23 protein-coding genes are annotated in these 22,675 nt (G+C 45.1%); 19 read left to right on the forward strand and 4 right to left on the reverse strand.

Annotated elements, in window-relative coordinates; translation table 11 throughout:
* Positions 1-43: 43 nt before the first annotated feature.
* Both ICN44_RS08285 and ICN44_RS08290 read right to left on the reverse strand, forming a co-directional pair.
* Positions 44-1,324 (reverse strand): polyhydroxyalkanoate depolymerase, encoded by a 1,281-nt coding sequence (locus ICN44_RS08285; protein WP_216263499.1) that lies wholly within the window; start codon positions 1,322-1,324, stop codon positions 44-46.
* A gap of 38 nt (positions 1,325-1,362) precedes the next feature.
* The gene (locus tag ICN44_RS08290) at positions 1,363-2,565 is read right to left on the reverse strand and encodes an amino acid aminotransferase (protein WP_216263500.1); all 1,203 of its coding nucleotides are present in this window, start codon (positions 2,563-2,565) and stop codon (positions 1,363-1,365) included.
* Positions 2,566-2,734: 169 nt separating this feature from the next.
* On the opposite strand from ICN44_RS08290, the gene uvrB reads away from it, so the two are divergent.
* The 9 genes from uvrB to ICN44_RS08335 all read left to right on the forward strand — a co-directional run bounded on the left by uvrB (position 2,735) and on the right by ICN44_RS08335 (position 10,849).
* Positions 2,735-4,888, forward strand: coding sequence for an excinuclease ABC subunit UvrB (uvrB, locus tag ICN44_RS08295; RefSeq protein WP_255537529.1), 2,154 nt, complete (start codon positions 2,735-2,737; stop codon positions 4,886-4,888).
* A 151-nt stretch (positions 4,889-5,039) separates the two neighbouring features.
* Entirely contained in the window at positions 5,040-5,609 is a 570-nt protein-coding gene (locus tag ICN44_RS08300) for a Fe-S cluster assembly transcription factor (protein WP_215321639.1), read from the forward strand.
* 28 nt (positions 5,610-5,637) lie between these two features.
* Complete coding sequence (locus tag ICN44_RS08305; RefSeq protein ID WP_370624888.1) at positions 5,638-6,897, forward strand: IscS subfamily cysteine desulfurase; 1,260 nt, start codon at positions 5,638-5,640, stop codon at positions 6,895-6,897.
* A 38-nt stretch (positions 6,898-6,935) separates the two neighbouring features.
* Positions 6,936-7,322 (forward strand): Fe-S cluster assembly scaffold IscU, encoded by a 387-nt coding sequence (gene iscU, locus ICN44_RS08310; protein ID WP_068322308.1) that lies wholly within the window; start codon positions 6,936-6,938, stop codon positions 7,320-7,322.
* Positions 7,323-7,334: 12 nt separating this feature from the next.
* On the forward strand, positions 7,335-7,658 hold the full coding sequence (gene iscA, locus ICN44_RS08315; protein WP_012357505.1) for an iron-sulfur cluster assembly protein IscA: 324 nt from the start codon (positions 7,335-7,337) through the stop codon (positions 7,656-7,658).
* Positions 7,636-8,163 carry a Fe-S protein assembly co-chaperone HscB gene (gene hscB / locus ICN44_RS08320; RefSeq protein ID WP_370624889.1) on the forward strand — a complete coding sequence of 176 codons (528 nt, stop codon included), beginning with the start codon at positions 7,636-7,638 and terminating at the stop codon, positions 8,161-8,163. Before iscA ends, hscB begins: the two co-directional genes overlap by 23 nt.
* Before the next feature lie 18 nt (positions 8,164-8,181).
* Positions 8,182-10,047: a Fe-S protein assembly chaperone HscA gene (gene hscA, locus ICN44_RS08325; RefSeq protein ID WP_216263502.1), complete on the forward strand. Its 1,866-nt coding sequence runs from the start codon at positions 8,182-8,184 to the stop codon at positions 10,045-10,047.
* Between the two features lie 19 nt (positions 10,048-10,066).
* On the forward strand, positions 10,067-10,405 hold the full coding sequence (gene fdx, locus ICN44_RS08330) for an ISC system 2Fe-2S type ferredoxin (RefSeq protein WP_216263503.1): 339 nt from the start codon (positions 10,067-10,069) through the stop codon (positions 10,403-10,405).
* Positions 10,406-10,423: 18 nt separating this feature from the next.
* On the forward strand, positions 10,424-10,849 hold the full coding sequence (locus ICN44_RS08335) for a cupin domain-containing protein (RefSeq protein WP_216263504.1): 426 nt from the start codon (positions 10,424-10,426) through the stop codon (positions 10,847-10,849).
* Positions 10,850-10,861: 12 nt separating this feature from the next.
* Here the strand turns inward: ICN44_RS08335 and ICN44_RS08340 are convergent, their stop codons facing one another.
* A complete protein-coding gene (locus tag ICN44_RS08340) occupies positions 10,862-11,890 on the reverse strand; it encodes a LacI family DNA-binding transcriptional regulator (protein WP_216263505.1) in 1,029 nt (342 codons plus the stop codon).
* A 160-nt stretch (positions 11,891-12,050) separates the two neighbouring features.
* Between ICN44_RS08340 and ICN44_RS08345 the strand changes: the two genes are divergently transcribed.
* The 8 genes from ICN44_RS08345 (at position 12,051) to ICN44_RS08380 (ending at position 19,828) form a co-directional block, all read left to right on the forward strand.
* Positions 12,051-12,764: an ABC transporter permease gene (locus ICN44_RS08345; RefSeq protein WP_255537533.1), complete on the forward strand. Its 714-nt coding sequence runs from the start codon at positions 12,051-12,053 to the stop codon at positions 12,762-12,764.
* On the forward strand, positions 12,761-13,549 hold the full coding sequence (locus ICN44_RS08350) for an ABC transporter permease (protein ID WP_255537535.1): 789 nt from the start codon (positions 12,761-12,763) through the stop codon (positions 13,547-13,549). The genes ICN44_RS08345 and ICN44_RS08350 overlap by 4 nt, the downstream gene beginning before the upstream one ends.
* Positions 13,550-13,552: 3 nt before the next feature.
* The gene (locus ICN44_RS08355; protein WP_216263506.1) at positions 13,553-14,350 is read left to right on the forward strand and encodes an ABC transporter ATP-binding protein; all 798 of its coding nucleotides are present in this window, start codon (positions 13,553-13,555) and stop codon (positions 14,348-14,350) included.
* Between the two features lie 31 nt (positions 14,351-14,381).
* The gene (locus ICN44_RS08360) at positions 14,382-15,446 is read left to right on the forward strand and encodes an ABC transporter substrate-binding protein (protein ID WP_216263507.1); all 1,065 of its coding nucleotides are present in this window, start codon (positions 14,382-14,384) and stop codon (positions 15,444-15,446) included.
* Between the two features lie 82 nt (positions 15,447-15,528).
* Positions 15,529-16,842: a histidinol dehydrogenase gene (hisD, locus tag ICN44_RS08365; RefSeq protein WP_216263508.1), complete on the forward strand. Its 1,314-nt coding sequence runs from the start codon at positions 15,529-15,531 to the stop codon at positions 16,840-16,842.
* A 5-nt stretch (positions 16,843-16,847) separates the two neighbouring features.
* Positions 16,848-17,612 carry an SDR family NAD(P)-dependent oxidoreductase gene (locus ICN44_RS08370; RefSeq protein WP_370624890.1) on the forward strand — a complete coding sequence of 255 codons (765 nt, stop codon included), beginning with the start codon at positions 16,848-16,850 and terminating at the stop codon, positions 17,610-17,612.
* Positions 17,613-17,623: 11 nt separating this feature from the next.
* Complete coding sequence (locus ICN44_RS08375) at positions 17,624-18,628, forward strand: galactitol-1-phosphate 5-dehydrogenase (protein WP_216263509.1); 1,005 nt, start codon at positions 17,624-17,626, stop codon at positions 18,626-18,628.
* Positions 18,629-18,679: 51 nt separating this feature from the next.
* Positions 18,680-19,828 (forward strand): iron-containing alcohol dehydrogenase, encoded by a 1,149-nt coding sequence (locus tag ICN44_RS08380; RefSeq protein ID WP_216263510.1) that lies wholly within the window; start codon positions 18,680-18,682, stop codon positions 19,826-19,828.
* Here the strand turns inward: ICN44_RS08380 and ICN44_RS08385 are convergent.
* A complete protein-coding gene (locus ICN44_RS08385; protein WP_216263511.1) occupies positions 19,823-20,686 on the reverse strand; it encodes a LysR family transcriptional regulator in 864 nt (287 codons plus the stop codon). The genes ICN44_RS08380 and ICN44_RS08385 overlap by 6 nt on opposite strands.
* A 158-nt stretch (positions 20,687-20,844) precedes the next feature.
* On the opposite strand from ICN44_RS08385, the gene soxC reads away from it, so the two are divergent.
* Positions 20,845-22,104 carry a sulfite dehydrogenase gene (soxC, locus tag ICN44_RS08390; RefSeq protein ID WP_216263512.1) on the forward strand — a complete coding sequence of 420 codons (1,260 nt, stop codon included), beginning with the start codon at positions 20,845-20,847 and terminating at the stop codon, positions 22,102-22,104.
* Positions 22,094-22,633 (forward strand): c-type cytochrome, encoded by a 540-nt coding sequence (locus ICN44_RS08395; protein WP_216263513.1) that lies wholly within the window; start codon positions 22,094-22,096, stop codon positions 22,631-22,633. The genes soxC and ICN44_RS08395 overlap by 11 nt, the downstream gene beginning before the upstream one ends.
* Positions 22,634-22,675 lie beyond the last annotated feature (42 nt).

Here is a 22,675-nt window from a genome sequence, read left to right on the forward strand (position 1 = left end):
GTTGGATTCTTCTTAAAATTAAAGGCTCCGAAGAGCCCTTAATTTATGCAGACTTAGCAGTCCGTGTGGCAGTTTTCTTCGTATTCTGATGCTCACGAATGAACGTCTTAATCTTTGGGTAAACCTTCTCACGCCAACGACGACCAGCAAAGATGCCATAGTGACCAGCACAAGCAACTTCATAATGGTCTTTACTGTCTTTTGGAATGCCGGCACATAAAGCATGTGCAGAACGTGTTTGACCACTTCCAGAGATGTCATCCAGCTCACCTTCAATAGTGAGGAGAGCAGTCTTTTTAATATCTTGTGGCTTAACAAGTTCGCCAGCAACTTCCCAAGTGCCGTTTGGCAATGAGTAGTCTTGGAAAACAGTTTTGATGGTATCTAAGTAGAACTTAGAGTCCAGGTCTAGCACAGCGTTGTACTCATCGTAAAAGCGAATATGTGATTCTGCATCTTGCTCGTCGCCACGCACTAAGTTTTGGAAGAAATCCCAATGTGATTGCAGGTGGTTCTGTGGGTTCATGGCGATAAAGCCAGTGTGTTGCAAGAAGCCTGGGTAAACTTTACGGCCAGCGCCCGGATAGTTAGGCGGCACGTTATAAATTACGTGGCTCTTAAACCACTCATATGATTTCTGATCAGCTAAGTTATTTACCGCAGTTGGTGACTTGCGTGCATCAATAGGGCCGCCCATCATGATCATGGATGCTGGCGTTGCTTCGCCGGCAGAGGCCATTAAGGAAATTGCGCCTAAAGTTGGAACAGTAGGTTGGCAAACGGAAATCACATGTAAGTCTTTAGCGCCGATGGTGCGTATGAATTCTTGCACGTAATGTACATAGTCATCAAGACCAAATTCACCATCCTCTACTGGTACCAAGCGAGCATCGATCCAATCAGTGATGTAAACCTTATGGTCTTGCAAGAGGGTACGCACTGTGTCACGCAACAAAGTGGCATGATGACCAGACATTGGAGCGACTACTAGTACAGCCGGATCTTCTTTGAGGTTCTTGATGGTTTCTACATCATCAGAAAAGCGCTTAAAACGAATCAGATTACAGAAAGGTTTTGCGATGACTATTCTTTCGTGAATCGCAACTTCGTGACCATGTGCTGTAACAGAGCGAATACCAAATTCCGGTTTTTTGTAATCCTTGCCTAAGCGATAGAGAAGTTCATAGCTAGCTGCCAATCGATCCGATCCCGGCACCTTGGATGCCGGATTAGAACCATCGATAAATGCCTGTGAGGCAGCACGTGCCCATGAGCTCATGGGTTGAAGTAAGGCTTTTTGGAACTCGTGTAGCTGATATAGCATGATGCCTCCAATAATTCAGTGTATCCGCTTATTACGCCTTATTCAGCTAATACGCGGGCGATTGCTTTAGCCACTTTATCAATATTTTTGGTATTGAGGGCTGCAACACAAATGCGTCCAGTAGAGAGAGCATAAATGCCATCCTCTTTCTGTAAGCGATCAACTTGCTCAGCTGTTAAACCTGAGTAAGAAAACATGCCACGTTGCTTCTCGATAAAAGCAAAATCTTGCTTTACACCAGCAGCAGTTAGTTTTTCAACCAAGCCATGTCGCATCGCTTTAATGCGATCACGCATTTCTGCCAACTCATCTTCCCAGAGCTTGCGTAATTCTGGGGAATTTAAAACAGCAGCAGCAATTGCGGCACCATGAGTTGGAGGATTGGAATAGTTAGTGCGAATCACGCGCTTCAATTGTGAAAGCACGCGAGTCGATTCATCTTTGCTTTGTGTGACGATGGACAGGGCGCCAACACGCTCACCGTAGAGTGAGAATGACTTGGAGAAAGAGCTTGATACAAAGAAAGACATGCCTGAATCAGCAAAGAGACGAACGGCAATACCGTCTTTCTCAATTCCATCAGCAAAGCCTTGGTAGGCCATATCCAAGAAGGGGATGAGGTCTTTGTTTTTGCAGATATCAATCACTTGGCGCCATTGTGCTTCAGTAATATCTGCACCAGTTGGGTTGTGGCAGCAAGCATGCAACAACACAGTAGTGTTCTTTGGGAAAGACTCTAAAGACTTGACCATGCCGTCAAAATCTACACCACGAGTTTTTCCATCGAAGTAGGTGTACTCAACCACATCAAAGCCAGCAGATTCAAAAATGCCGCGATGGTTTTCCCAGGTTGGGTTACTAATAGCGCATGGTGCATTGAGGTTCAAGCGCTTGATGAAGTCCGCACCAACGCGCAATGCGCCGGTACCACCAAGACATTCGGCAGTTACAACACGACCGTCTTTAATGAGTGCGGAGTCAGCGCCAAACAATAAATTTTGCACTGCACTGTTGTATGGATTTGGACCTTCGATTGGAATGTAGCTACGTGGTGAGTGCTTTGCAACAATCGCCTCTTCAGCTTTAATCACGGCCTTAAGAAGTGGCACCTTCCCTTCGTCTGTGTAATACACGCCAACACCTAAATTCACTTTGTCAGCACGTTGGTCTGCAACGTAGGCTTCTGTGAGGCCAAAAATAGGATCTTTAGGGGCTAGCTGGACTGAGGCAAACAGGGTCATTGGAGGTCGAAAGTGGTGGTTAAGGGGTAATTAAGGGTGGTTTTGTTTGTTGTTGACGTTATATTCAGTTTAATTGTAGGTTTTTGAAGCCAGAATCAACTATTTCCTAAGAAAAACGGCAAAATCATTGTTTGTACAAAATTCGCTGTGAATAACTCTCACAGGTGAAATGATAGCCGAGATGCCTCCTAAGTTGCCCAAAACTGGTCTAAAAGTTGAAGTAAAAGAAGTGCAAAAAACCCCTGTGGCAGATCCCTTGGGTGAGGCGGGCCACGACCTCGATCCGGCCAAGTTTGTAAGCTTCCCAGACTCCCCTTATCAGCTCTATCAGCCATTTCCACCCGCTGGGGACCAACCCCAGGCCATTGATGCCTTGGTTGAGGGTATTCAGGATGGATTGACCTTCCAGACGCTTTTAGGGGTTACTGGCTCTGGAAAGACCTTCACGATGGCTAATGTCATCGCCAGAACCGGCCGTCCTGCCATCATTTTTGCCCCGAATAAGACCCTAGCTGCCCAGCTTTATAGCGAATTTAGGGAGTTTTTCCCGAGAAACGCCGTTGAGTACTTCGTCAGCTATTACGACTATTACCAGCCTGAGGCGTATGTTCCTCAGCGCGACCTCTTTATCGAAAAAGATTCTTCTATTAACGAGCACATCGAACAGATGCGTTTGTCTGCAACCAAGAGTTTATTAGAGCGTCGAGACGTCATTATTGTTGCGACCGTGTCTGCAATTTACGGTATTGGTAATCCTGGTGACTATCACAGCATGGTGATGACATTACGTCCTGGTGACAAGATGAGTCAGCGTGATATTTTAATGCGCCTCATTGCGATGCAATACGACCGCAACGAAACGGATTTCAAGCGCGGTGTGTTTCGAGTGCGTGGCGACACGATTGATATTTTCCCGGCTGAACATAATGAGTTGGCAGTAAGGGTAGAGTTGTTTGATGATGTTGTGGAGAGTTTGCAGTTCTTCGATCCTCTCACTGGCAAGATTCGTCAAAAGATTCCACGCTTTACTGTGTACCCAAGTTCACATTACGTCACACCTCGTGAAACTGTTTTGAAAGCAATCGAAACCATCAAAACAGAGTTGCGCACGCGCTTAGATGAGTTTGTTAAGGATGGCAAACTAGTTGAGGCACAACGTCTCGAGCAGCGTACTCGTTTTGATTTGGAGATGCTCAATGAGTTAGGTTTCTGTAAAGGCATTGAGAACTATTCTCGCCACCTCTCCGGAGCCGCTCCCGGCGAAGCCCCGCCGACGCTGGTGGACTACTTGCCTAACGATGCTTTGATGTTCCTCGACGAGAGCCATGTCCTCATTGGGCAGTTAAACGCGATGTATAACGGGGATAAATCTCGTAAACATACTTTGGTGGAATTTGGGTTTCGTTTGCCTTCGGCGATGGATAACCGCCCACTCAAATTTACTGAGTTTGAAACCAAAATGCGTCAAACTATTTTCGTTTCTGCAACACCGGCTGATTATGAGAAAGCGCATCAAGGACAGGTTGTCGAGCAAGTAGCTAGACCAACTGGTTTGGTTGATCCAGAAATTGAAGTGTTGCCAGCAAGTACACAGGTCGATGATTTGTTAGATCAAATTCATGCACGCGTCAAAGTGCATGAGCGAGTTCTAGTGACTGTGTTGACTAAGCGGATGGCCGAGCAATTAACTGACTATCTTTCTGATAACGGCGTGAAGGTGCGTTATGTTCACTCCGATATCGATACGGTAGAGCGTGTAGAAATTTTGCGTGACTTACGTTTGGGTGTCTTCGATGTGCTGGTCGGTATTAACTTATTGCGCGAGGGCTTGGATATTCCTGAGGTATCTCTTGTAGCCATTTTGGATGCCGATAAAGAAGGCTTCTTACGTTCAGAACGCAGCTTGATTCAGACCATTGGCCGTGCTGCTCGTAACGTGCGCGGCAAGGCAATTTTGTATGCCGATCGAATCACGGACTCTATGAAGCGCGCAATGGGCGAGACTGAAAGACGGCGAACCAAGCAAATTGCCTTCAATAAGCTTCATGGGATTGAGCCTAAGGGCGTCAAAAAGCGCATTAAGGACATTATTGATGGTGTCTATGACGTCAAAGAGAAGCGTCAGGAGATGCAGGTTGAGCAGGAGCGGGCTCACTATGAAGATATGGGCGAGAAGGACTTAGCAGCGGAAATTAAGCGTCTGGAGAAGCAAATGAACACTGAAGCCAAAAATTTGGAGTTTGAAAAGGCTGCTAGCACCCGCGATAGGCTCACTAAGGTTAAAGAAATGGCTTTTGGGGCTAGATCTAGGGACTCTGTCTAAAGATTGAGCAGCTAATTCCTGGCTTGCATTGAGGTTTTTCGGGATAATTCCCGAGCAATTTGATAGGGAATATGGTAAAGTTGAGTGGAATGGTCGGGTATTACCCGCCCGACTGTTAGCTGTCCATAACAATCCATTACCAAGGTGACATATGAGACTTACAACCAAAGGTCGTTTTGCAGTAACCGCAATGATTGATTTAGCCCTGCGTGAAACGCATGGCCCCGTAACTTTGGCCGGAATTAGCCAAAGACAAAAGATTTCCCTTTCTTACCTCGAGCAATTGTTCGGCAAATTACGCCGTTTCAATATCGTGGAGAGCACTCGTGGTCCTGGCGGTGGTTACACCTTGGCACGTCCGTCCTCTGAGGTGAGTGTGGCCGATATTATTGTTGCTGTCGATGAACCTCTCGATGCAACCCAATGTGGCGGCAAAGGCAACTGTCATACCGATGAAGAAAATCATGGCCGCTGTATGACGCATGATCTCTGGAGTAATCTCAATTCCAAAATGGTTGAGTACCTCAGTTCGGTGAGCTTAAAAGATTTAGTTCATCAGCAAGAAGGGCGCGGCATTGTGATTCAAGATATGCGTCAAAAGAAAATTAAAGTTGAAAGCTCTAAAGCAGATAAGCCTGCTACAGCACTTGCAGCTAAAAAAGAAGTAGCGCCTAAAGCGCCATTAGTGAATTCCGTATTCAATTTGGCGCGCCAAAGTTAATAACGTATTACCTACCGATAAATAAACCATGAACGCACCACAAGACCTTCCGAAACAACCGGTTCCTATGTTCAGCCCTAAGCACTTCCCGGTGTATATGGACTATTCAGCTACAACGCCGATTGATCCGCGTGTGGTCGACAAAATGTTGCCTTATTTGCGTGAGCAGTTTGGTAACGCCGCTTCTCGTAGTCATGCTTATGGCTGGGCTGCAGAAGAAGCTGTTGAGTGGGCGCGTTCAGAGGTTGCGCAGTTGGTACATGCTGATCCAAGAGAGATTGTGTTTACTAGTGGTGCCACTGAAAGTATTAACTTGGCATTAAAAGGCGCGGCGCATTTTTACAAAGATCGCGGTAATCACATCATTACTGTTAAGACTGAGCACAAGGCAACTCTAGATACTTGTCGTGAGCTTGAGCGCGAAGGTTTTGAAGTGACTTATTTAGATGTATTGCCTAATGGCCTGATTGATTTTGCGCAGCTTGAAGCTGCAATGAAGCCGGGCACGATTTTGGCTTCAGTGATGTATGTCAATAATGAAATCGGTGTTGTGCAAGATATTCCTGCAATTGGTGAATTGTGCCGTTCACGTGGCGTGATTTTTCATGTGGATGCAGCACAAGCGACTGGCAAAGTAGATATTGATCTAGAAAAAATCAAAGTAGATTTGATGAGCTTTTCTGCCCACAAGACTTATGGTCCTAAAGGCATTGGCGCTTTGTTTGTGCGTCGTAAGCCACGTATTCGTATTGAGGCGCAGATTCATGGCGGCGGTCATGAGCGCGGTATGCGCTCCGGAACCTTGGCTGTTCACCAAATCGTTGGTATGGGTGAGGCTTTCCGCATTGCTCGTTTAGAGATGGTTGAAGAGAACAAGCGTATCCGTGGATTGCGTGACCGCTTACTCAATGGTTTGAAAGATATTGAAGAAGTCTATGTCAACGGCGACATGGATGATCGTGTTCCGCATAACCTCAACATTAGTTTTAACTATGTTGAAGGCGAGTCTATGTTGATGGCGTTAAAAGATTTAGCGATCTCCTCTGGTTCAGCATGTACCTCGGCATCGTTAGAGCCTTCTTATGTATTACGTGCCTTGGGTCGCAACGATGAGTTGGCTCATAGCTCCATTCGCTTTACTTTAGGTCGCTTTACGACTGAAGAAGAGGTGGACTTTACTATCAAGTTAGTAAAAGAAAAGATTGCCAAGTTACGTGAGTTATCTCCGCTGTGGGAAATGTATAAAGACGGAATCGATATCAGCACGATTCAATGGGCTGCACACTAAAAGATATTTAAAGATAAAGAAATTAAAGAGGAATTACCATGGCATATAGCGAAAAGGTCATCGACCACTACGAAAATCCCCGCAACGTTGGCTCATTTGAAAAGGGCGACGACAGTGTAGGTACTGGTATGGTTGGGGCTCCAGCCTGTGGCGACGTAATGAAATTACAGATTCGTGTGAACGATCAAGGCGTGATTGAAGATGCCAAGTTCAAGACTTATGGTTGCGGTTCAGCGATTGCTTCTTCTTCCCTGGTAACCGAATGGGTTAAGGGTAAGACTTTGGATCAAGCTCTAGAGATCAAGAATTCACTCATCGCTGAAGAGTTGGCTTTGCCGCCAGTAAAAATTCACTGCTCCATCTTGGCTGAAGATGCTATCAAGGCAGCAGTAGCGGATTACAAAGAAAAGCACCCAGCGAAATAAGCAGATAAAACTATGGCAATTACCTTAACTGACAAAGCAGCTGCACACGTAAACCGCAATCTTGAGAAGCGTGGCAAGGGTTGCGGCTTGCGCTTGGGTGTTCGCACAACAGGTTGCTCTGGTTTGGCATATCAGCTTGAGTATGTAGATGAGCCTGCAGCTGAGGATCAGGTATTTGAATCCAATGGCATTAAGGTATTTGTAGATCCAAAAAGCTTGGCTTACTTGGATGGTACGGAGCTAGACTTTGTGCGCGAGGGTTTGAACGAGGGATTCAAGTTTCAAAATCCAAACGTAAAAGATGAGTGTGGTTGTGGCGAATCCTTCCGCGTCTGACGATTACTTCCGCTTCTTTGGTTTAAATCAGCAATTCAAAATCGATTTGCCTGCTCTAGATCAGGCATACCTGGCGATTCAGAAGGAAGTGCACCCCGATCGCCATGCGCGTGGTAGCGATGCTGAACAGCGCCTTGCTATGCAGATGGCTACTCTTGCTAACACTGCTGCGCAAACACTGAAGAATCCTATTCAACGCGGCCTCTATATTTGCCAGCTTCATGGTGTTGATGCCAAGTTAGAAACCAATACTGCTATGCCTGCTGCTTTTCTCATGAAGCAAATGGATTGGCGTGAAAATTTAGATGAACAGGCAGAAGACCTGGTAGCGCTTGAGGCATTGATGGAGGAGGTTGAGCTTTCTAAGCAAGATACCTTGCTAGAAATTTCCCAGGCAATAGATCATGCTCACAATTATGTGCGGGCTGCTGAATTACTCCGAGGCTTATTGTTTATTGATAAGTTCGCTATTGAACTTGATGACGCCATTGCTGCTTTAGTCTAGCTTTACACTCTATTTCTTATGGCCTTATTACAAATCTCAGAACCTGGAAAGTCCCTAGCGCCTCATCAACGGCGTATTGCTGTGGGAATTGATTTGGGCACCACGAATTCTTTGGTGGCTATCGTGCGCGATGCACTGCCAAAGGTGCTGCCAGATGCGCAAGGCAGAGAGCTACTCCCTTCGGTGATACGTTATTTGCCTAATGGGCGAACCCAAGCTGGATTTGAAGCGCTAGAGAGCATCGTTATTGACCCCAAAAATACGATTGTTTCTGTAAAGCGTTTTATGGGGCGCGGCTTACTAGATGTGGAGCATCTTGAGAGTGCTCCTTATGATTTTGTAGATCAGCCTGGCATGCTCAAGTTGCGAACAGTTGCCGGTGATAAGAGCCCAATTGAAGTCTCTGCCGAAATTTTGGCGCGCTTGCGTCAACTGGCTGAGGATTCTGTATCCGATGACATTGTGGGTGCTGTGATTACAGTCCCTGCCTATTTTGATGATGCACAACGACAAGCGACTAAAGATGCTGCAAAGTTGGCTGGTATTGAAGTGTTGCGCTTATTGAATGAACCCACTGCTGCTGCTATTGCTTATGGATTAGATAACGCTTCCGAAGGTGTATATGCCGTCTATGATTTAGGTGGGGGCACCTTTGACATTTCTATATTGCGCATGAGCAAAGGGGTGTTTGAAGTGCTGTCCACTGGCGGAGATTCTGCTTTAGGTGGTGATGACTTTGATCATCGCTTGTACTGCTGGGTAATCGAGCAGGCTAAGCTTCCACCGCTATCGATCCATGATCACCGTACTCTGCTTCAAGCTTGTAAACATGCTAAAGAGCAATTAAGTAATAACCCATTAGCGCGCGTACATGTAACTCTTGCTGATGGCACGGTAGTAAATGTCGGTATTAGTCAGGCCCAATTCTTTGAGATGACGCAAAACCTACTTGCCAAGACATTAGTTGCCTGTAAAAAGGCATTGCGTGACGCTGGCTTAAAGGCTGAGGATGTAAAAGGCGTTGTGATGGTTGGTGGCTCAACTTGTATGCCTAGTGTGCAGCGTGCGGTTGGTGAGTTATTTGGTACGCAGCCATTAAATAACCTTAACCCTGATCAAGTTGTTGCGCTTGGGGCTGCAATGCAAGCTGATTTGCTTGCAGGCAATCAAAGTAAAGATGATGAGTGGTTGTTATTGGACGTGATTCCACTTTCACTTGGTATTGAGACGATGGGTGGATTAGTTGAAAAAATTATTCCTCGCAACACACCTATCCCAGTTGCCAGGGCACAAGACTTTACAACTTTTAAAGATGGACAAACTGCACTGGCTATACAGGTAGTGCAGGGAGAGCGTGAGCTGGCACAGGATTGTCGTTCTTTAGGTAAGTTTGAATTACGCGGCATCCCTCCGATGGCGGCTGGCGCTGCACGTATTCGGGTTACTTTCCAGGTTGATGCAGATGGGTTGCTATCTGTTAGTGCTACTGAGCAGGGTTCTGGAGTGAAAGCCTCAATTGATATCAAGCCTTCTTACGGTTTGACTGATGCTGAAATTACCAGAATGTTACAAGACGGTTTTTCGTCTGCAAAAGAAGATTTGTTGGCTCGATCTTTACGGGAAGAGCAGGTGAACGCTCAAAGATTATTGGATGCCGTGCAAACGGCCTTAGATAGTGATAGGAACTTACTCTCTGCAGAAGAGCAGTCTGTCATTGATCAAGAGATGGCTAACTTGCAAAAGATTTTGAATGAAGAAACAGATAGCGCGGTAGTGCGAAAGGCTGTTGATCATGCTGCCAAAGCCACAGATGATTTTGCACAAATGCGCATGAATGCCAGTATTCAAAAAGCGCTTTCTGGTAAGAATGTCGCTGAAATTTAACCATCTATAGAAATTGATCATGACGCAAATTGTTGTTCTACCTCATAGTGAATATTGCCCAGAAGGTGCGGTCGTTGAGGTTTTGCCTGGTACCTCTATCTGCGAAGCATTGCTGGAGAATGACATTCCGATTGAACATGCATGCGATATGGTCTGCGCCTGCACCACCTGTCATGTCATTGTTAAAGAGGGTTATCAAAGTCTAAATCCTCCAGATGAAAATGAAGAGGATATGCTTGATCGCGCTTGGGGTTTGAACCCTCAGTCTCGTTTATCTTGCCAAGCAATTGTGGCTCGTGAAGATTTGGTCATCGAGATTCCGAAGTACTCCATCAATCACGCAAAAGAAAACCATTAAAAACGAAGAGACTTTAAATTGATCAAAATCAAGATCACTTTATTTGCAGTCCTATTTTCAGTCTTTGCTATTGCCTATGCTGATGGTACACACCCAGGTATCACTACTGAATTAGTTATACGCAGTCCGGATGATTGGTCAGGAAGCAGGTTGCCTCCATACCTCAACGATGCTCCAGAAATTGCATTAATGAGATACGTCATCCCGCCGCAAACTGCTTTACCGATTCATCAACATCCCTCAATTAATGCGGCATATCTTGTAGAGGGTGAGGTAACCGTTGTGAAAGAGGGCGGTGGCGAGCGTACCTTTCGCAAGGGCGAGGCGATTATTGAGATGGTTGGAAAGTGGCATCACGGAATGAACCGTGGGTCAGTCCCAACTGAGCTCATCGTTTTTTATGCAACTACAAAAGATTTGCCATTGGCAATTAAAAAAGACTAAGACTAATTAAATTTAACGCTTTGGTGCTGCAGCGCTTGATTCGCGAATTACTAAATTCACATTCGCTTTAATTTTCTTGGATAAATTATCTACACCATTGATTTGAGAAATTAAATGACTTGCAGCTTGAGCCCACATGCCAATTGAATCGATATGAATCGTGGTTAAACTAGGTAAAAGATGTCTGGATATTTCCAGATCATCAAATCCCACAATCGATAGGTCTCGTGGAATTTGAATGCCCTGGCGTTCAGCTTCTAGCAGCGCACCCATTGCAAGAACATCATTACCGCAAATAATGGCTGTAATTTTGGGGTTACTCTGAATTAGCTTCTTTAACCCTAACCTGGCTTCTTGAAGTTCATATTGGCACTCCACAATAACTTCAGGCTTAAGATGAATTTTTCTCTCAGCCAGTAGCTCAAGAGCCCCTGCTACTCGGTCTTTAGCGCGATCATTGTTATGGGTTATTCCGCTCAGAATGCCAAAATTTTTATGACCGTTTTTAAGGAGGTGTTCAACCCCTAACTTGATAGCCTCTCGATTATCAAAGCCAGATGCATATCCCCCTAGGGGAGCTGACAATGACCCCACATGGATGTATGGAATGCCCCTAGTCTTTAATAGTTTTAATGCATCTCTTTGTTGGCTAGTTCCAAATAAAGCAATTCCCTCAACACCTCTTGCTAATAGGTTAGTAATTTGATTTGTTTCGATACTGGGTTCGTAGTTGCTGCTAGCTACCAATAGTTGATGGCCTGATTGATTGAGTTGTTTCTGAAACTCTGCAAGACCTTGGGCAAAGATGGCGTTATCAAGTGTTGGCACGATGGCGCCGATAGTTCCTGATCGCTTGAGCATGAGCGATCTTGCTCCAGCATTGGGTATGTAGCCTAATTTCTTGATGACATCATGAATCTTTTCTTTGAGCGCTGTACTGACCGTATCGGGACGATTTAAAGCGCGCGATACGGTCGCAGTAGAAACTTTTGCTGCAGATGCAACATGATCAATAGTGACTGCACCGATATTTTTTTTCATCTTCAGTTGGGGTAAGTACTGATCCAATCTTATGGACAGAATTTATATTACTGTTAAATTAGGGCTATTATGAAAGCGCTTACATTTCCTGTCATTCTATAAGGAATTAGAAATTTTTAGCAGACTTTTTTCTCTTGTCTTATTTTTTGCCATATTGCTCTTGGTTTGGTTTGGCTTGACTGAGTGGACGGGCACAATCTCGAGCGCAAGATTCCCATCGCCTACCGAAACTTGGAATTCTTTCAAGATTATCGCAATGCAAGGGTATGGCAATGGCAAGTTATACCAACACGTTCTTCAGAGCATGATGTTGGTTACAACGGGATTCTTAGTGTCTTCATCCTTGGGTATCTTGCTAGGTATCCTGATGGGTGCCAATAAGAAGATAGAGGCTTTTGTAAACCCCATCTTTTTAACTTTGAGACCAATACCTCCATTGGCCTGGATTCCATTAGCAATCGTATGGTTGGGTCTAGGTAATTCAGCTAAGGTGATGGTGATTTATGTTGCTGCATTCGTGCCAGCGGTAATTAATAGCTTTACCGGTGTTCGCTCCATTGAGATGCCGCAACGCGAAGCTGCTGCAATGCTGGGCATTAGTCGCTTTGCCTATTACCGTGAGGTCTTGATACCTGGAGCTCTGCCATTGATCTTTACTGGCTTACGGCTCTCACTGCAGGCTTCTTGGACGACACTTGTTGCCGCTGAGTTGGTAGGGGCAACCTTAGGATTAGGCTCAATCCTCAATCAAGCAGCGCAGGACATTAATCCCGCAATGATTTTGGTAGGCATGATCAGTGTCGCTATTTCTGGCTGGCTTATGACGCAAATTTTGGCGAAAGCTGAGCGTTATGCAATGCCCTGGAGAGCATGATGGCTCATCGTGATCGCTTAAACCAGGGTGAGTTTGTATTGTGGACGGGGCTAGGTATTGCTAGCTTTATTGGTGTTTGGTATCTGTCAGTTCTCTTGGGTTTTGTACCCAAGCAATTTTTACCTGCTCCACATGAGGTTCTTCTCAAATTTATTCATTTGATCAATGAACCCTTTTCTGGATATACCCTATTAGCCCATATCGCCTCCAGCTTTCAGCGATTCCTGTATGGATTTTTATTGGCCGTGGCAATCGGAATTCCATTAGGCCTCTTAATGGCTTTATCTCGATTTGCAAACCAACTCATTACGCCATTTTTTGAAAGTATCCGCTTTGTTGCACCAATTGCTTGGGTGCCATTTGCAGCGCTTTGGTTCGGCACCGGAATTGGCGGTCCAGTATTGGTCATTTTTATGGGTGCTTTTCCTCCTGTATTAATTAATACCTATCGTGGCGCTATCCACGTGGATAAAAAGTATCTTGAGGCCGCCAGAATGTTGGGAGCAGGGAAATTGCGATTAATGACCGAAGTCTTATTTCCGGCAGCAATTCCATCCATCATTGCGGGGCTAAGAATTTCTGCTGGCCTAGGTTGGCAATCTTTAGTTGGCGCAGAGTTAATTGTGGCCTCTAGTGGTGTGGGCTACATGATGGTTAAAGGTCAAGCCAGTATTCAGACCGATATTGTGATGAGCGGCATGATTGCTATTGGGCTCATCGGCTTATTTATTGATGTACTTTTAAGGCAGGCTGAAAAGTTCGCTGTTCACTATAGAGAAATTTGAGTTATGGCAGATATTGTTTTCGATTCCGTAGAACGCAGCTTTAAACAGGGCGGCAAAGAATTTTTGGCTGTAGGCGGAATTAATTTAACTGTTAAGGACAGAGAGTTTGTGGCGATCGTCGGACCATCTGGCTGCGGCAAAACAACTTGTATGCGTATGGTTGCTGGACTCGAAATGCCTAGCAAAGGAAGAGTTTTGGTAGGCGGTAAAGAGGTAAAGGGTCCTGGACCTGATCGCGCCGTCGTGTTCCAGCAGTTTGCTTTGTTTCCATGGAAAACAGTGCAAGAGAATATTGAGTTTGGTTTGAAATCCATGAGTATGAGCGCAGAGGAAAAACGCGATAAGACTGCGCGTTTGATTTCCTTGATGGGTCTGGAGGGGTATGAGCAGGCATACCCCCATCAATTATCTGGAGGTATGCAGCAACGTGTTGCCATTGCACGCGCTTATGTGCTTGAGCCAGAAGTGCTGTTGATGGATGAGCCTTTTGGAGCTTTGGATGCACAGACTAGGGTGGTCATGCAGGAAGAGTTGGTAAGACTGGCTCGCAAGAATCCTAAAACTGTTTTATTTATTACCCATGCAGTTGAGGAGGCTGTATATCTCGCAGATCGTGTGGTAGTGATGTCTAGAAGGCCTGGTTTGATTCGGGAGGTGATTGACATTAAGCCTGTTCGGGAGAAAGAGGGCTGGGATTCTCATTCGCGTATTGAGGATGTAATGGATTTAAGTTCGTTTGTGCAGTTACGTAGTCAGATTTGGAAGTTATTACGGGAGCAAAACCTGGGCGTTGATCATTGATTCACTTTTGTAATATATGAAGGAGATAAAAATGCAATTCAAAAAAACATTAGCAAGCATCTTAGGGGCAACAGTTTTATCAGCAGTCAGTATTGGGCAAGTACAAGCGCAGGCAAAGCCTGCGTTGACAGAGATTAAGGTAAGTTATCAGCCTGCTTTATATTGGGCTCTACCCTTTTTTGTAGCTACAGAAAAGGGTTGGTGGGGTGAATTAGGTTTAAAGCCTGAGTTCAGCACTTTCCCAGCAGGTGTTCCACAGATTGCAGCATCCGCTTCCAAATCTTGGGATGTGGGCGGCACCGGATCCGTTCCTGCGGTATTGGGCTATGTCCGATTTGGTATTAAGACTATTGGACTGAGTAATGATGAGTCTGCAGGTAATGCATTGCTGGCAACTTCAAAAGCGGCAGAAGCTTTTGCTGCAAATCCGCAATCCTTAAAAGGGCAGACTATAGTGCTGACTGGTAACTCCACTGGAGATTACGCTGTTCAGTCTTGTTTGAAGAAGTATGGATTATCTAAGACCGATGTCGTTATTAAAAACATGGGTCAAGGTGAAATCATTTCCGCCATGTCATCTGGTAATGCAGACTTTGGTGGCTTATGGGCGCCAAATATCTATACCTTGGAAGAAAAAGCTGGAGCAAAAGTCATCTGTAGCGGTAAAGATGGTGGCGCATTTGTTCCGGGCGCATTGATTGTTCGCGGTGATTATGCAAAAGAGAATCCACAGAACGTTGCTAAGTTCTTGGCTATCTATCTACGTACATGGAAATGGATGAACGCAAATAAGCCACAAGCTATCGCTATGATGAAAAAGTTCTATGAGCAGGGCGGCGTTACTATTTCTGAAGCATCCATGAAAAAAGAGTTTGATACTCGTCCTACTTATGATTTGGCTGCTGAGTTAAAGATTATGGATAACTCCAAAGGCCCTTCACAAGTTGATGGCTGGTTTAATGCGATTGCGGCATTTATGCAGTCAACCGGCGCGATTCAAACTGTTCCACCTGCAAATGAATACATTACTGATGAATTCATGAAGATGGTGAATGCAGATAAAAAGCTACGTGAATTTGCAAACAATACTAAGTAGTACATAAATCAATCTAAAAAGTGAGGGAAACCTCATTTTTTAGATTTAAGCTGTAAGCGCTTACACAATGAAGGTAACAAATATGTCTATTAATTACTTAAAAAAAGCAGCAAAAACGCCTGAGACAGAAACTTCAACTGCCCAACAGGTGGTAACTGAGATGCTGGCCAATATTGAGAAAAATGGCGAAGCAGCTGTGAAGGAATACGCTTCCAGGTTGGATAAGTGGACTGGCGAAATTGTGATGTCTGAGCAAACCATTAAAGCTATCTTGGCGGATGTGCCTAGCTCAGTTAGAAATGATATCGATTTTGCTGTTAAGCAAGTATATGACTTCGCAATCGCTCAAAAAAATAGCATTCAAGATTTCTCAACGACTTTACATACAGGGGTGATAGCTGGTCAAAAGGTCTTGCCAGTGAATGTAGTCGGCTGCTATGCGCCTTCAGGACGCTATGCTCATATCGCATCTGCTTACATGACGGTAGCCACTGCTAAGGCAGCAGGCGTCAAAAATATCATTGCATGTTCAAGCCCTTTTCGTGGTGGCGGCATCCATCCTTATGTTCTTTATGCATTTAAAGCAGCCGGAGCAGATGTCATCATGACATTGGGTGGCGTACAAGCAATTGCATCTATGGCCTATGGTTTGTTTACTGGAAAGCCTGCTGATGTTGTTGTGGGACCGGGTAATAAGTTTGTAGCTGAAGCTAAACGCTCTCTTTTTGGTAAGGTCGGTATTGATGTATTCGCGGGACCCTCTGAAATTGCGGTAATTGCAGATGAAACTGCCGATCCCAAAATTGTTGCAAGCGATTTGGTTGGTCAAGCAGAGCATGGCCATGAATCACCAGCCTGGTTATTCACCACTTCTGAGAAATTAGCTAAAGAGGTGATGGTATTAGTGCCTCAGATGATTGATCTCTTGCCACCAACTGCTAAAGATGCTGCTGCTTGTGCATGGCGCGATTATGGTGAAGTGATCGTATGTGGCTCACGTGAAGAAGTTGCTCAAATCTCAGACAAGTATGCTAGTGAGCATCTTGAAGTACATGCAAAAGACTTGGATTGGTGGCTCAGTAATCTGACTTGTTATGGCTCACTCTTCTTGGGTGAAGAAACAACGGTAGCATTCGGTGATAAGACTAGTGGCCCTAATCACGTATTACCAACTAAGGGTGCAGCTAGATACTCTGGCGGCTTATCTGTTCATAAGTTTATGAAAACACTCACTTGGCAAAAGATGACCCGCGAGGGTAGCAAGGAAATGGCTTTGGTCACTGCCAGAATTAGTCGCTTAGAAGGTATGGAGGCGCATGCTCGTACTGCAGATGATCGACTTGAGAAATATTTCCCTGATGAAAAATTTGATCTTGGTATTCCAGTAGAGGTATGAGTTCTATGATGAATCAATTATTTGGATTACAGGGAAAAACTGCCTTGGTCACTGGCGGTAGTAGTGGCTTAGGCGAGGGCATTGCTTTAGCGCTTGGGCTTGCAGGTGCTGAAATTGCAATCGCTGCTCGTAGGGAGGCGCCTCTAAATGAAGCCGTTGGCCGTTTAAGCCAAAAGGCCATTAAAGCGAGCGCGTTTATGGCCGACCTCAGTGTTCTTGAACAATCTGCAGAGCTATCTAAACAAGTGCTTGCTAAGCTAGGAAAGGTGGACATTTTAGTTAATGCTGCTGGCATTAATTTACGAGAGCCATTTGGTGATATCACTCCGCAGAGTTGGCAAGAGCAATTAAATGTGCAGCTAGCTGCACCATTTTTTATGACTCAAGCGCTTGCTCCACAGATGAAAGGGCGGCAATGGGGAAGGGTAATTAATATTGCCTCCTTACAGAGTTATCGTGCATTTGCTAATAGCGCTCCATATGGTGCTGCAAAGGGTGGAATCTTGCAATTGACTCGAGCGATTGCTCAAGAATGGTCAAAGTTTGGTATTACCTGCAATGCTATCGGGCCTGGTTATTTTCCGACAGCACTAACAGCGCCAGTGTTTGGCGATCCTGCCCTTGTAAAACTACACGCTGAACGAACTGCTATCGGACGAAATGGTGAGATTCAAGACCTTAATGGCATTGCTATTTTCTTAGCAAGTGAGGCATCAGCGTATATTACTGGCCAAACCATCATGGTTGATGGCGGCTATACAGCTTCGTAAGGAATCTAATCATGAAAGCATTGGTGTATACCCAGCCAAATGAGATGCAAATTTTGGAGCGACCCTATCCTTCCTTGGAGGCGAATGAGGTCGTGCTCAAGATTGAGTCGGTTGGTATTTGTGGCAGTGATATGCATGCCTTTCATGGACATGATCCTCGAAGAAAGCCTGGCTTAGTTCTGGGGCATGAGTTTGCAGGCACTGTAGAGGAAACCAGTTCCTCATTATTTGCCAAGGGTCAAAGAGTAACGGGCAACCCATTAATTACTTGTGGGCATTGCGAATATTGCTTACAGGGTAGAAATAATTTATGTGCTAATCGCACAATGGTTGGTATGACGAGACCGGGTGCATTTGCGCAATACATGAGTATTCCGGCAAGCTCCTTGATTGCCATTCCTAATGGGCTAAGCGTGGATGCTGCCGCATTAACTGAGCCAGCTGCTACTGCAGTCCATGCAATTAATCTATCGATGCGGGCATTACAGCGCCCAATTCAGGAATGTCGTGTATTGGTCTTGGGGGGTGGTGCTATCGGCATGTTATCGGCATTGCTTTTAAAGCATTATGGCGTTGGCGATCTGACTGTTGCAGAGGTAAATCCATTGCGTAGACAGGCGCTTGAACAGCATGCAGCCTGCAATACGATTAATCCGATGGATGAACAGCCAACCGAAAACGGTTATGAGTTTGTTATGGATTGTGTTGGAGCAGCAGTAACTCGAAATACTGCTTTAGCCGCAGTGAAACCCGGTGGGGTAGTAATGCATGTTGGCCTACAAGATTGGGCTAGCGAAATCGATATGCGTAAGTTGACTTTAGCCGAAATCACGCTACTTGGAACTTACACTTATTCCACCGTGGATTTACAGGCCACAGTTAACTTATTAGCACGTAATGCATTTGGTGATTTGTCATGGGTAGAGAGCCGCTCACTTGATGATGGACCACAAGCATTTATGGATCTACATGCTGGAAAAACAGCTGCAGCAAAAGTCTTGTTGAAGCCTTTTTAATATAGCGCAACATATTGAATGGCCTAGCTGAGCAATAGACAAAGGATTTCTATGCAGTTTGATTTTCATTCGACCCGCTCAATCTTGGTGCAAAGAGGGGGCTCGACCCAGCTAGCAAAAATTGCTCGAGAGCAAGGCGCGAACAAAGTGCTCATCGTGACAGATCCAGGTGTTCTTTCTGCGGGTTTATTGGAAAAGGCATTACCGCAATTCAAAGAGCTAGGTATTCCAGTACATATTTTTTCTGATGTTCAGGCTGACCCACCCGTTGCGGTAATTGAAATGGCAGTTCAAGTGGCGCAAGAATATCAAGCTGACTGTGTGATTGGTTTTGGCGGTGGAAGCTCAATGGATGTAGCAAAGCTGGTGGCATTGCTCTCTCTTGGTAAAGAAAAATTAGCTGATATCTATGGAATTGGTAACGCAAAAGGCCCGCGCCTTCCTTTGATATTAGTGCCGACTACTGCGGGAACGGGATCTGAGGCTACCAAGAGTTCAGTAGTGACGGTGAGTGAGAGCGAGAAGAAGGGAGTTCTTTCTCCCTATTTATTGCCTGATGTTGCCTTGCTCGATGCTGAGTTAACTTTAGGTTTGCCTGCCCATGTTACGGCTGCAACCGGAATTGATGCCATGGTTCATGCTATTGAAGCGTTTACTACCAAATATTTAAAAAATCCGATGGCTGACTGTCTCGCCAAGGAAGCACTGAGATTATTGTCAAACAATCTGCATCGAGCTGTGATGTCGGGGGAAGATATTGTCGCCCGTGAAAATATGCTGCTTGGCGCATGCCTAGGTGGTATGGCATTTACAAATGCGCCCGTTGCAGGCGTTCATGCTTTGGCTTATCCAATAGGCGCTAGATTTCATATTCCTCATGGGCTTTCTAATTCCTTAGTATTGGCGCCAGTAATGCGCTTCAATTTGGAAGCGGCTCATGCAATGTATGCCGATTTAGGGCAAATCATTAAGCCAGGCTTACAAGGTTCAACTATGGATCAAGCCACTCAATTGGTTGACTATCTTGCTACCTTGGCTGAAGATTTGGGCCTACCCACCCGATTAAGTCAGGTTGGTATTGCAGAAAAGGACATTGATCAACTTGCAATTGACGCAATGTTGCAAACTCGTCTATTGATGAATAGCCCACGGGAAATCAAACTGCAAGATGCTGCAGCTCTCTACAGAGAGGCCTTATAGAGTCGATAAGAAGTGTTTCTTTATCGCTTGAGTAATGTTTTGACGTCCATGTTTTTTGCGCTCTAAGAGTCCTACTTTTCGGTAGACCGTTTTCCCGGGGAGCTCTTGGATCTTTAATTGACGATCGCTAGTCCAGGCAATATTTGCTAGCTTCGGAATAATTGAATAACCCAGGCCTTGTCTAACTAATTCAATAATCGCTTCTACTGAATTCAATTCCATACTGTCTTGAATTTTAAGTTTATTCACCTTGATGGTTTGTTCAACTAGATGGCCAGTCCAGGTATTGCGCTCAAAGCGAATAAAGGGCAGGGAGTTGTTGAGGTTCTTTGAGGTCTTGGATGAGCTAGGCGAGATCAAGATCATGGGTTCTTTATAGAGCTCGGTCCATTGCACAGTTTGGGGTAATGCATAAGGGGACTCAGTCACGATAGCAGCATCTAGAGTGCCTTCCATTACTTGATCAAGGAAGTTGCTCGAGAGACCTGCAATGAGCTTAATTTCTAATTCAGGATAACTTTGCTTAAGTTCATTAAGGGTTTTGCCAAATGCACCCATAAGGGTAGATACTAGGGCTCCTAGAACAATAGTGCCACTCAGTTCGGATTTAAGGTTAGAGCCCAGGGATTCGTATTTAACAATAATCTCTTGTATCGGCTCAATTACGGCACGACCATTACTATTGAGCGAAAGAGAACGTTTCGTTCTATCAAAAAGCTCTACTCCAATTTCCTGCTCTAGTTGCTGTAATTGCTGTCCTGCAGCAGCGGCTGTTAAACCAATCTCTCTGGCAGCGGCCGCAACACTTTTATGACGGGTGATGGCAATGAAATTTTTGAGGAGTTTGATGCTAGACATGAAATTTATTATAAATAAATTCTTTATCTCAAAGAAAAAATAATCAATAAATTTATAGGAACTCAGGATGAGTATTTATATAAATTATTTTATTTTGGTGGTAAGGTGCAGGAAAGAATATGCATGTGGCTAATGCACACAATGGAGGCAGCTGAATTATGTCGGATAAGAAAGAGGTTTCTCAACGCCGTAAATTTCTTCAAAAATCCCTCACTGTTGGGGGCGGCATTGGGGGAATCCTAGCTTCTAAGAATGCGCTCTCGCAGACCAATGACAGTAATTTTTTAGCTATTGATCCTTGGACCAAAGTTCAGGGATCGACTTTTATTAATCCTCCTTATGGATTGCCTTCCAAATACGAGAAGAATGTAGTTCGGGTTCTACCTTCGCCACCACCTACTTTTTTAACTGGCTCAAGAACCCCCTTGCAAAATTTGCATGGGATTATTACTCCCAATGGATTGGTATTTGAAAGACATCATGCTGGTATCCCCGATATCAATCCAGATGAGCATCGCTTAGTCATTCATGGATTGGTTGATCGGCCCATGATATTTACCATGGAAGACATCGTGCGCTTTCCATCTGAATCACGCGTGTATTTTTTAGAGTGTTCTGGTAATAGTGCGGCAGAGCTAAAGAAGGCAACCGGAAAGACTGCCCAGGAAATTCATGGACTCCTTTCATGTTGTGAGTGGACGGGCGTGCGCTTGTCGACAATTTTGCAAGAGTGTGGCGTTCAGCCATCTGCAAAGTGGGCCCTAGCTGAGGGGGCTGATGGTGCGGCCATGACTCGCAGTATTCCAATGAGCAAGATGATGGATGACGCCTTATTAGTGTATGCGCAGAATGGGGAGATGTTGCGTGCAGAGCAGGGTTACCCCCTAAGACTCTTCCTACCGGGATATGAGGGGAACATGAGTATCAAGTGGTTGCGTCGTATCAAGTTAGGAACCGAGCCTTGGCAGACACGTGAGGAAACTTCTGCTTATACCGATTTGCTACCTACTGGGAAGGCAGAACAATTTACTTTTGCAATGGATGTGAAGTCTGTGATTACACAACCATCGGGAATGATGAAGCTCAAATCAAAAGGCTTCTATGAGGTATCTGGTTTTGCTTGGTCGGGTAAGGGCATGATTAAGCGCGTTGAAGTTTCAACTGATGGCGGTACTTCATGGGCCCAAGCTGTCTTACAGGAGCCAGTGATGGATAAGTCTCTCGTGCGTTTCCGCTTCCCTTGGATGTGGGACGGTGCCCCGGCTATGCTGATGAGTCGCGCCATCGATTCGAGCGGCGCAGTGCAGCCCTCAATGGGATCTCTGCTAAAGGAAAAAGGCACCAACTTTTTTTATCACAATAATGCTATTCAGCCTTGGCACGTAGCAGCTAATGGGGAGATTACCAATGGTCGCTAATCGCATTCCTCTGAAGGTGATCTACAGCGTGCTTGTGATTGGTTCTATCACGGCTTGTAGTAGTTCTTATCACTCAAATGGGCCAGTTGGTATTGGCAAGCCCATCTCTGAGAATCAAATTCGCTTATGGAATATTGATATCGGCCCAAATGGTGAAGGATTGCCTGCAGGTTCTGGTACGGCGATTACTGGTGAAGTCCTATTTCAACAACAATGCGCTTCTTGCCATGGAGACAAAGGTCAAGGTTCTATAGCAAATCGATTGGTTGGTGGCGGCGCGTTAAATACCAACTCGCCTGTGAAAACGGTTGGTAGCTTTTGGCCGTATTCCACAACGATATTTGATTACACCCGGAGGGCGATGCCTCATAACGCGCCTCAATCATTAACTAATGATCAAGTCTATGCGGCAACAGCCTATATTTTGTATTTAAATAAGATCATCTCTCAAGATGCCGTTATGGATGCGAAAACATTGCCTTTAGTAAGAATGCCTAACAGGGATGGATTTATTCCAATTGAGCGTTAACTTGTCGTTGGGATATTGCAGGCGAAACATGAGGGTGCTTAT

It is taken from the genome of Polynucleobacter sp. JS-Fieb-80-E5, assembly GCF_018882015.1.
Classification (GTDB): domain Bacteria; phylum Pseudomonadota; class Gammaproteobacteria; order Burkholderiales; family Burkholderiaceae; genus Polynucleobacter.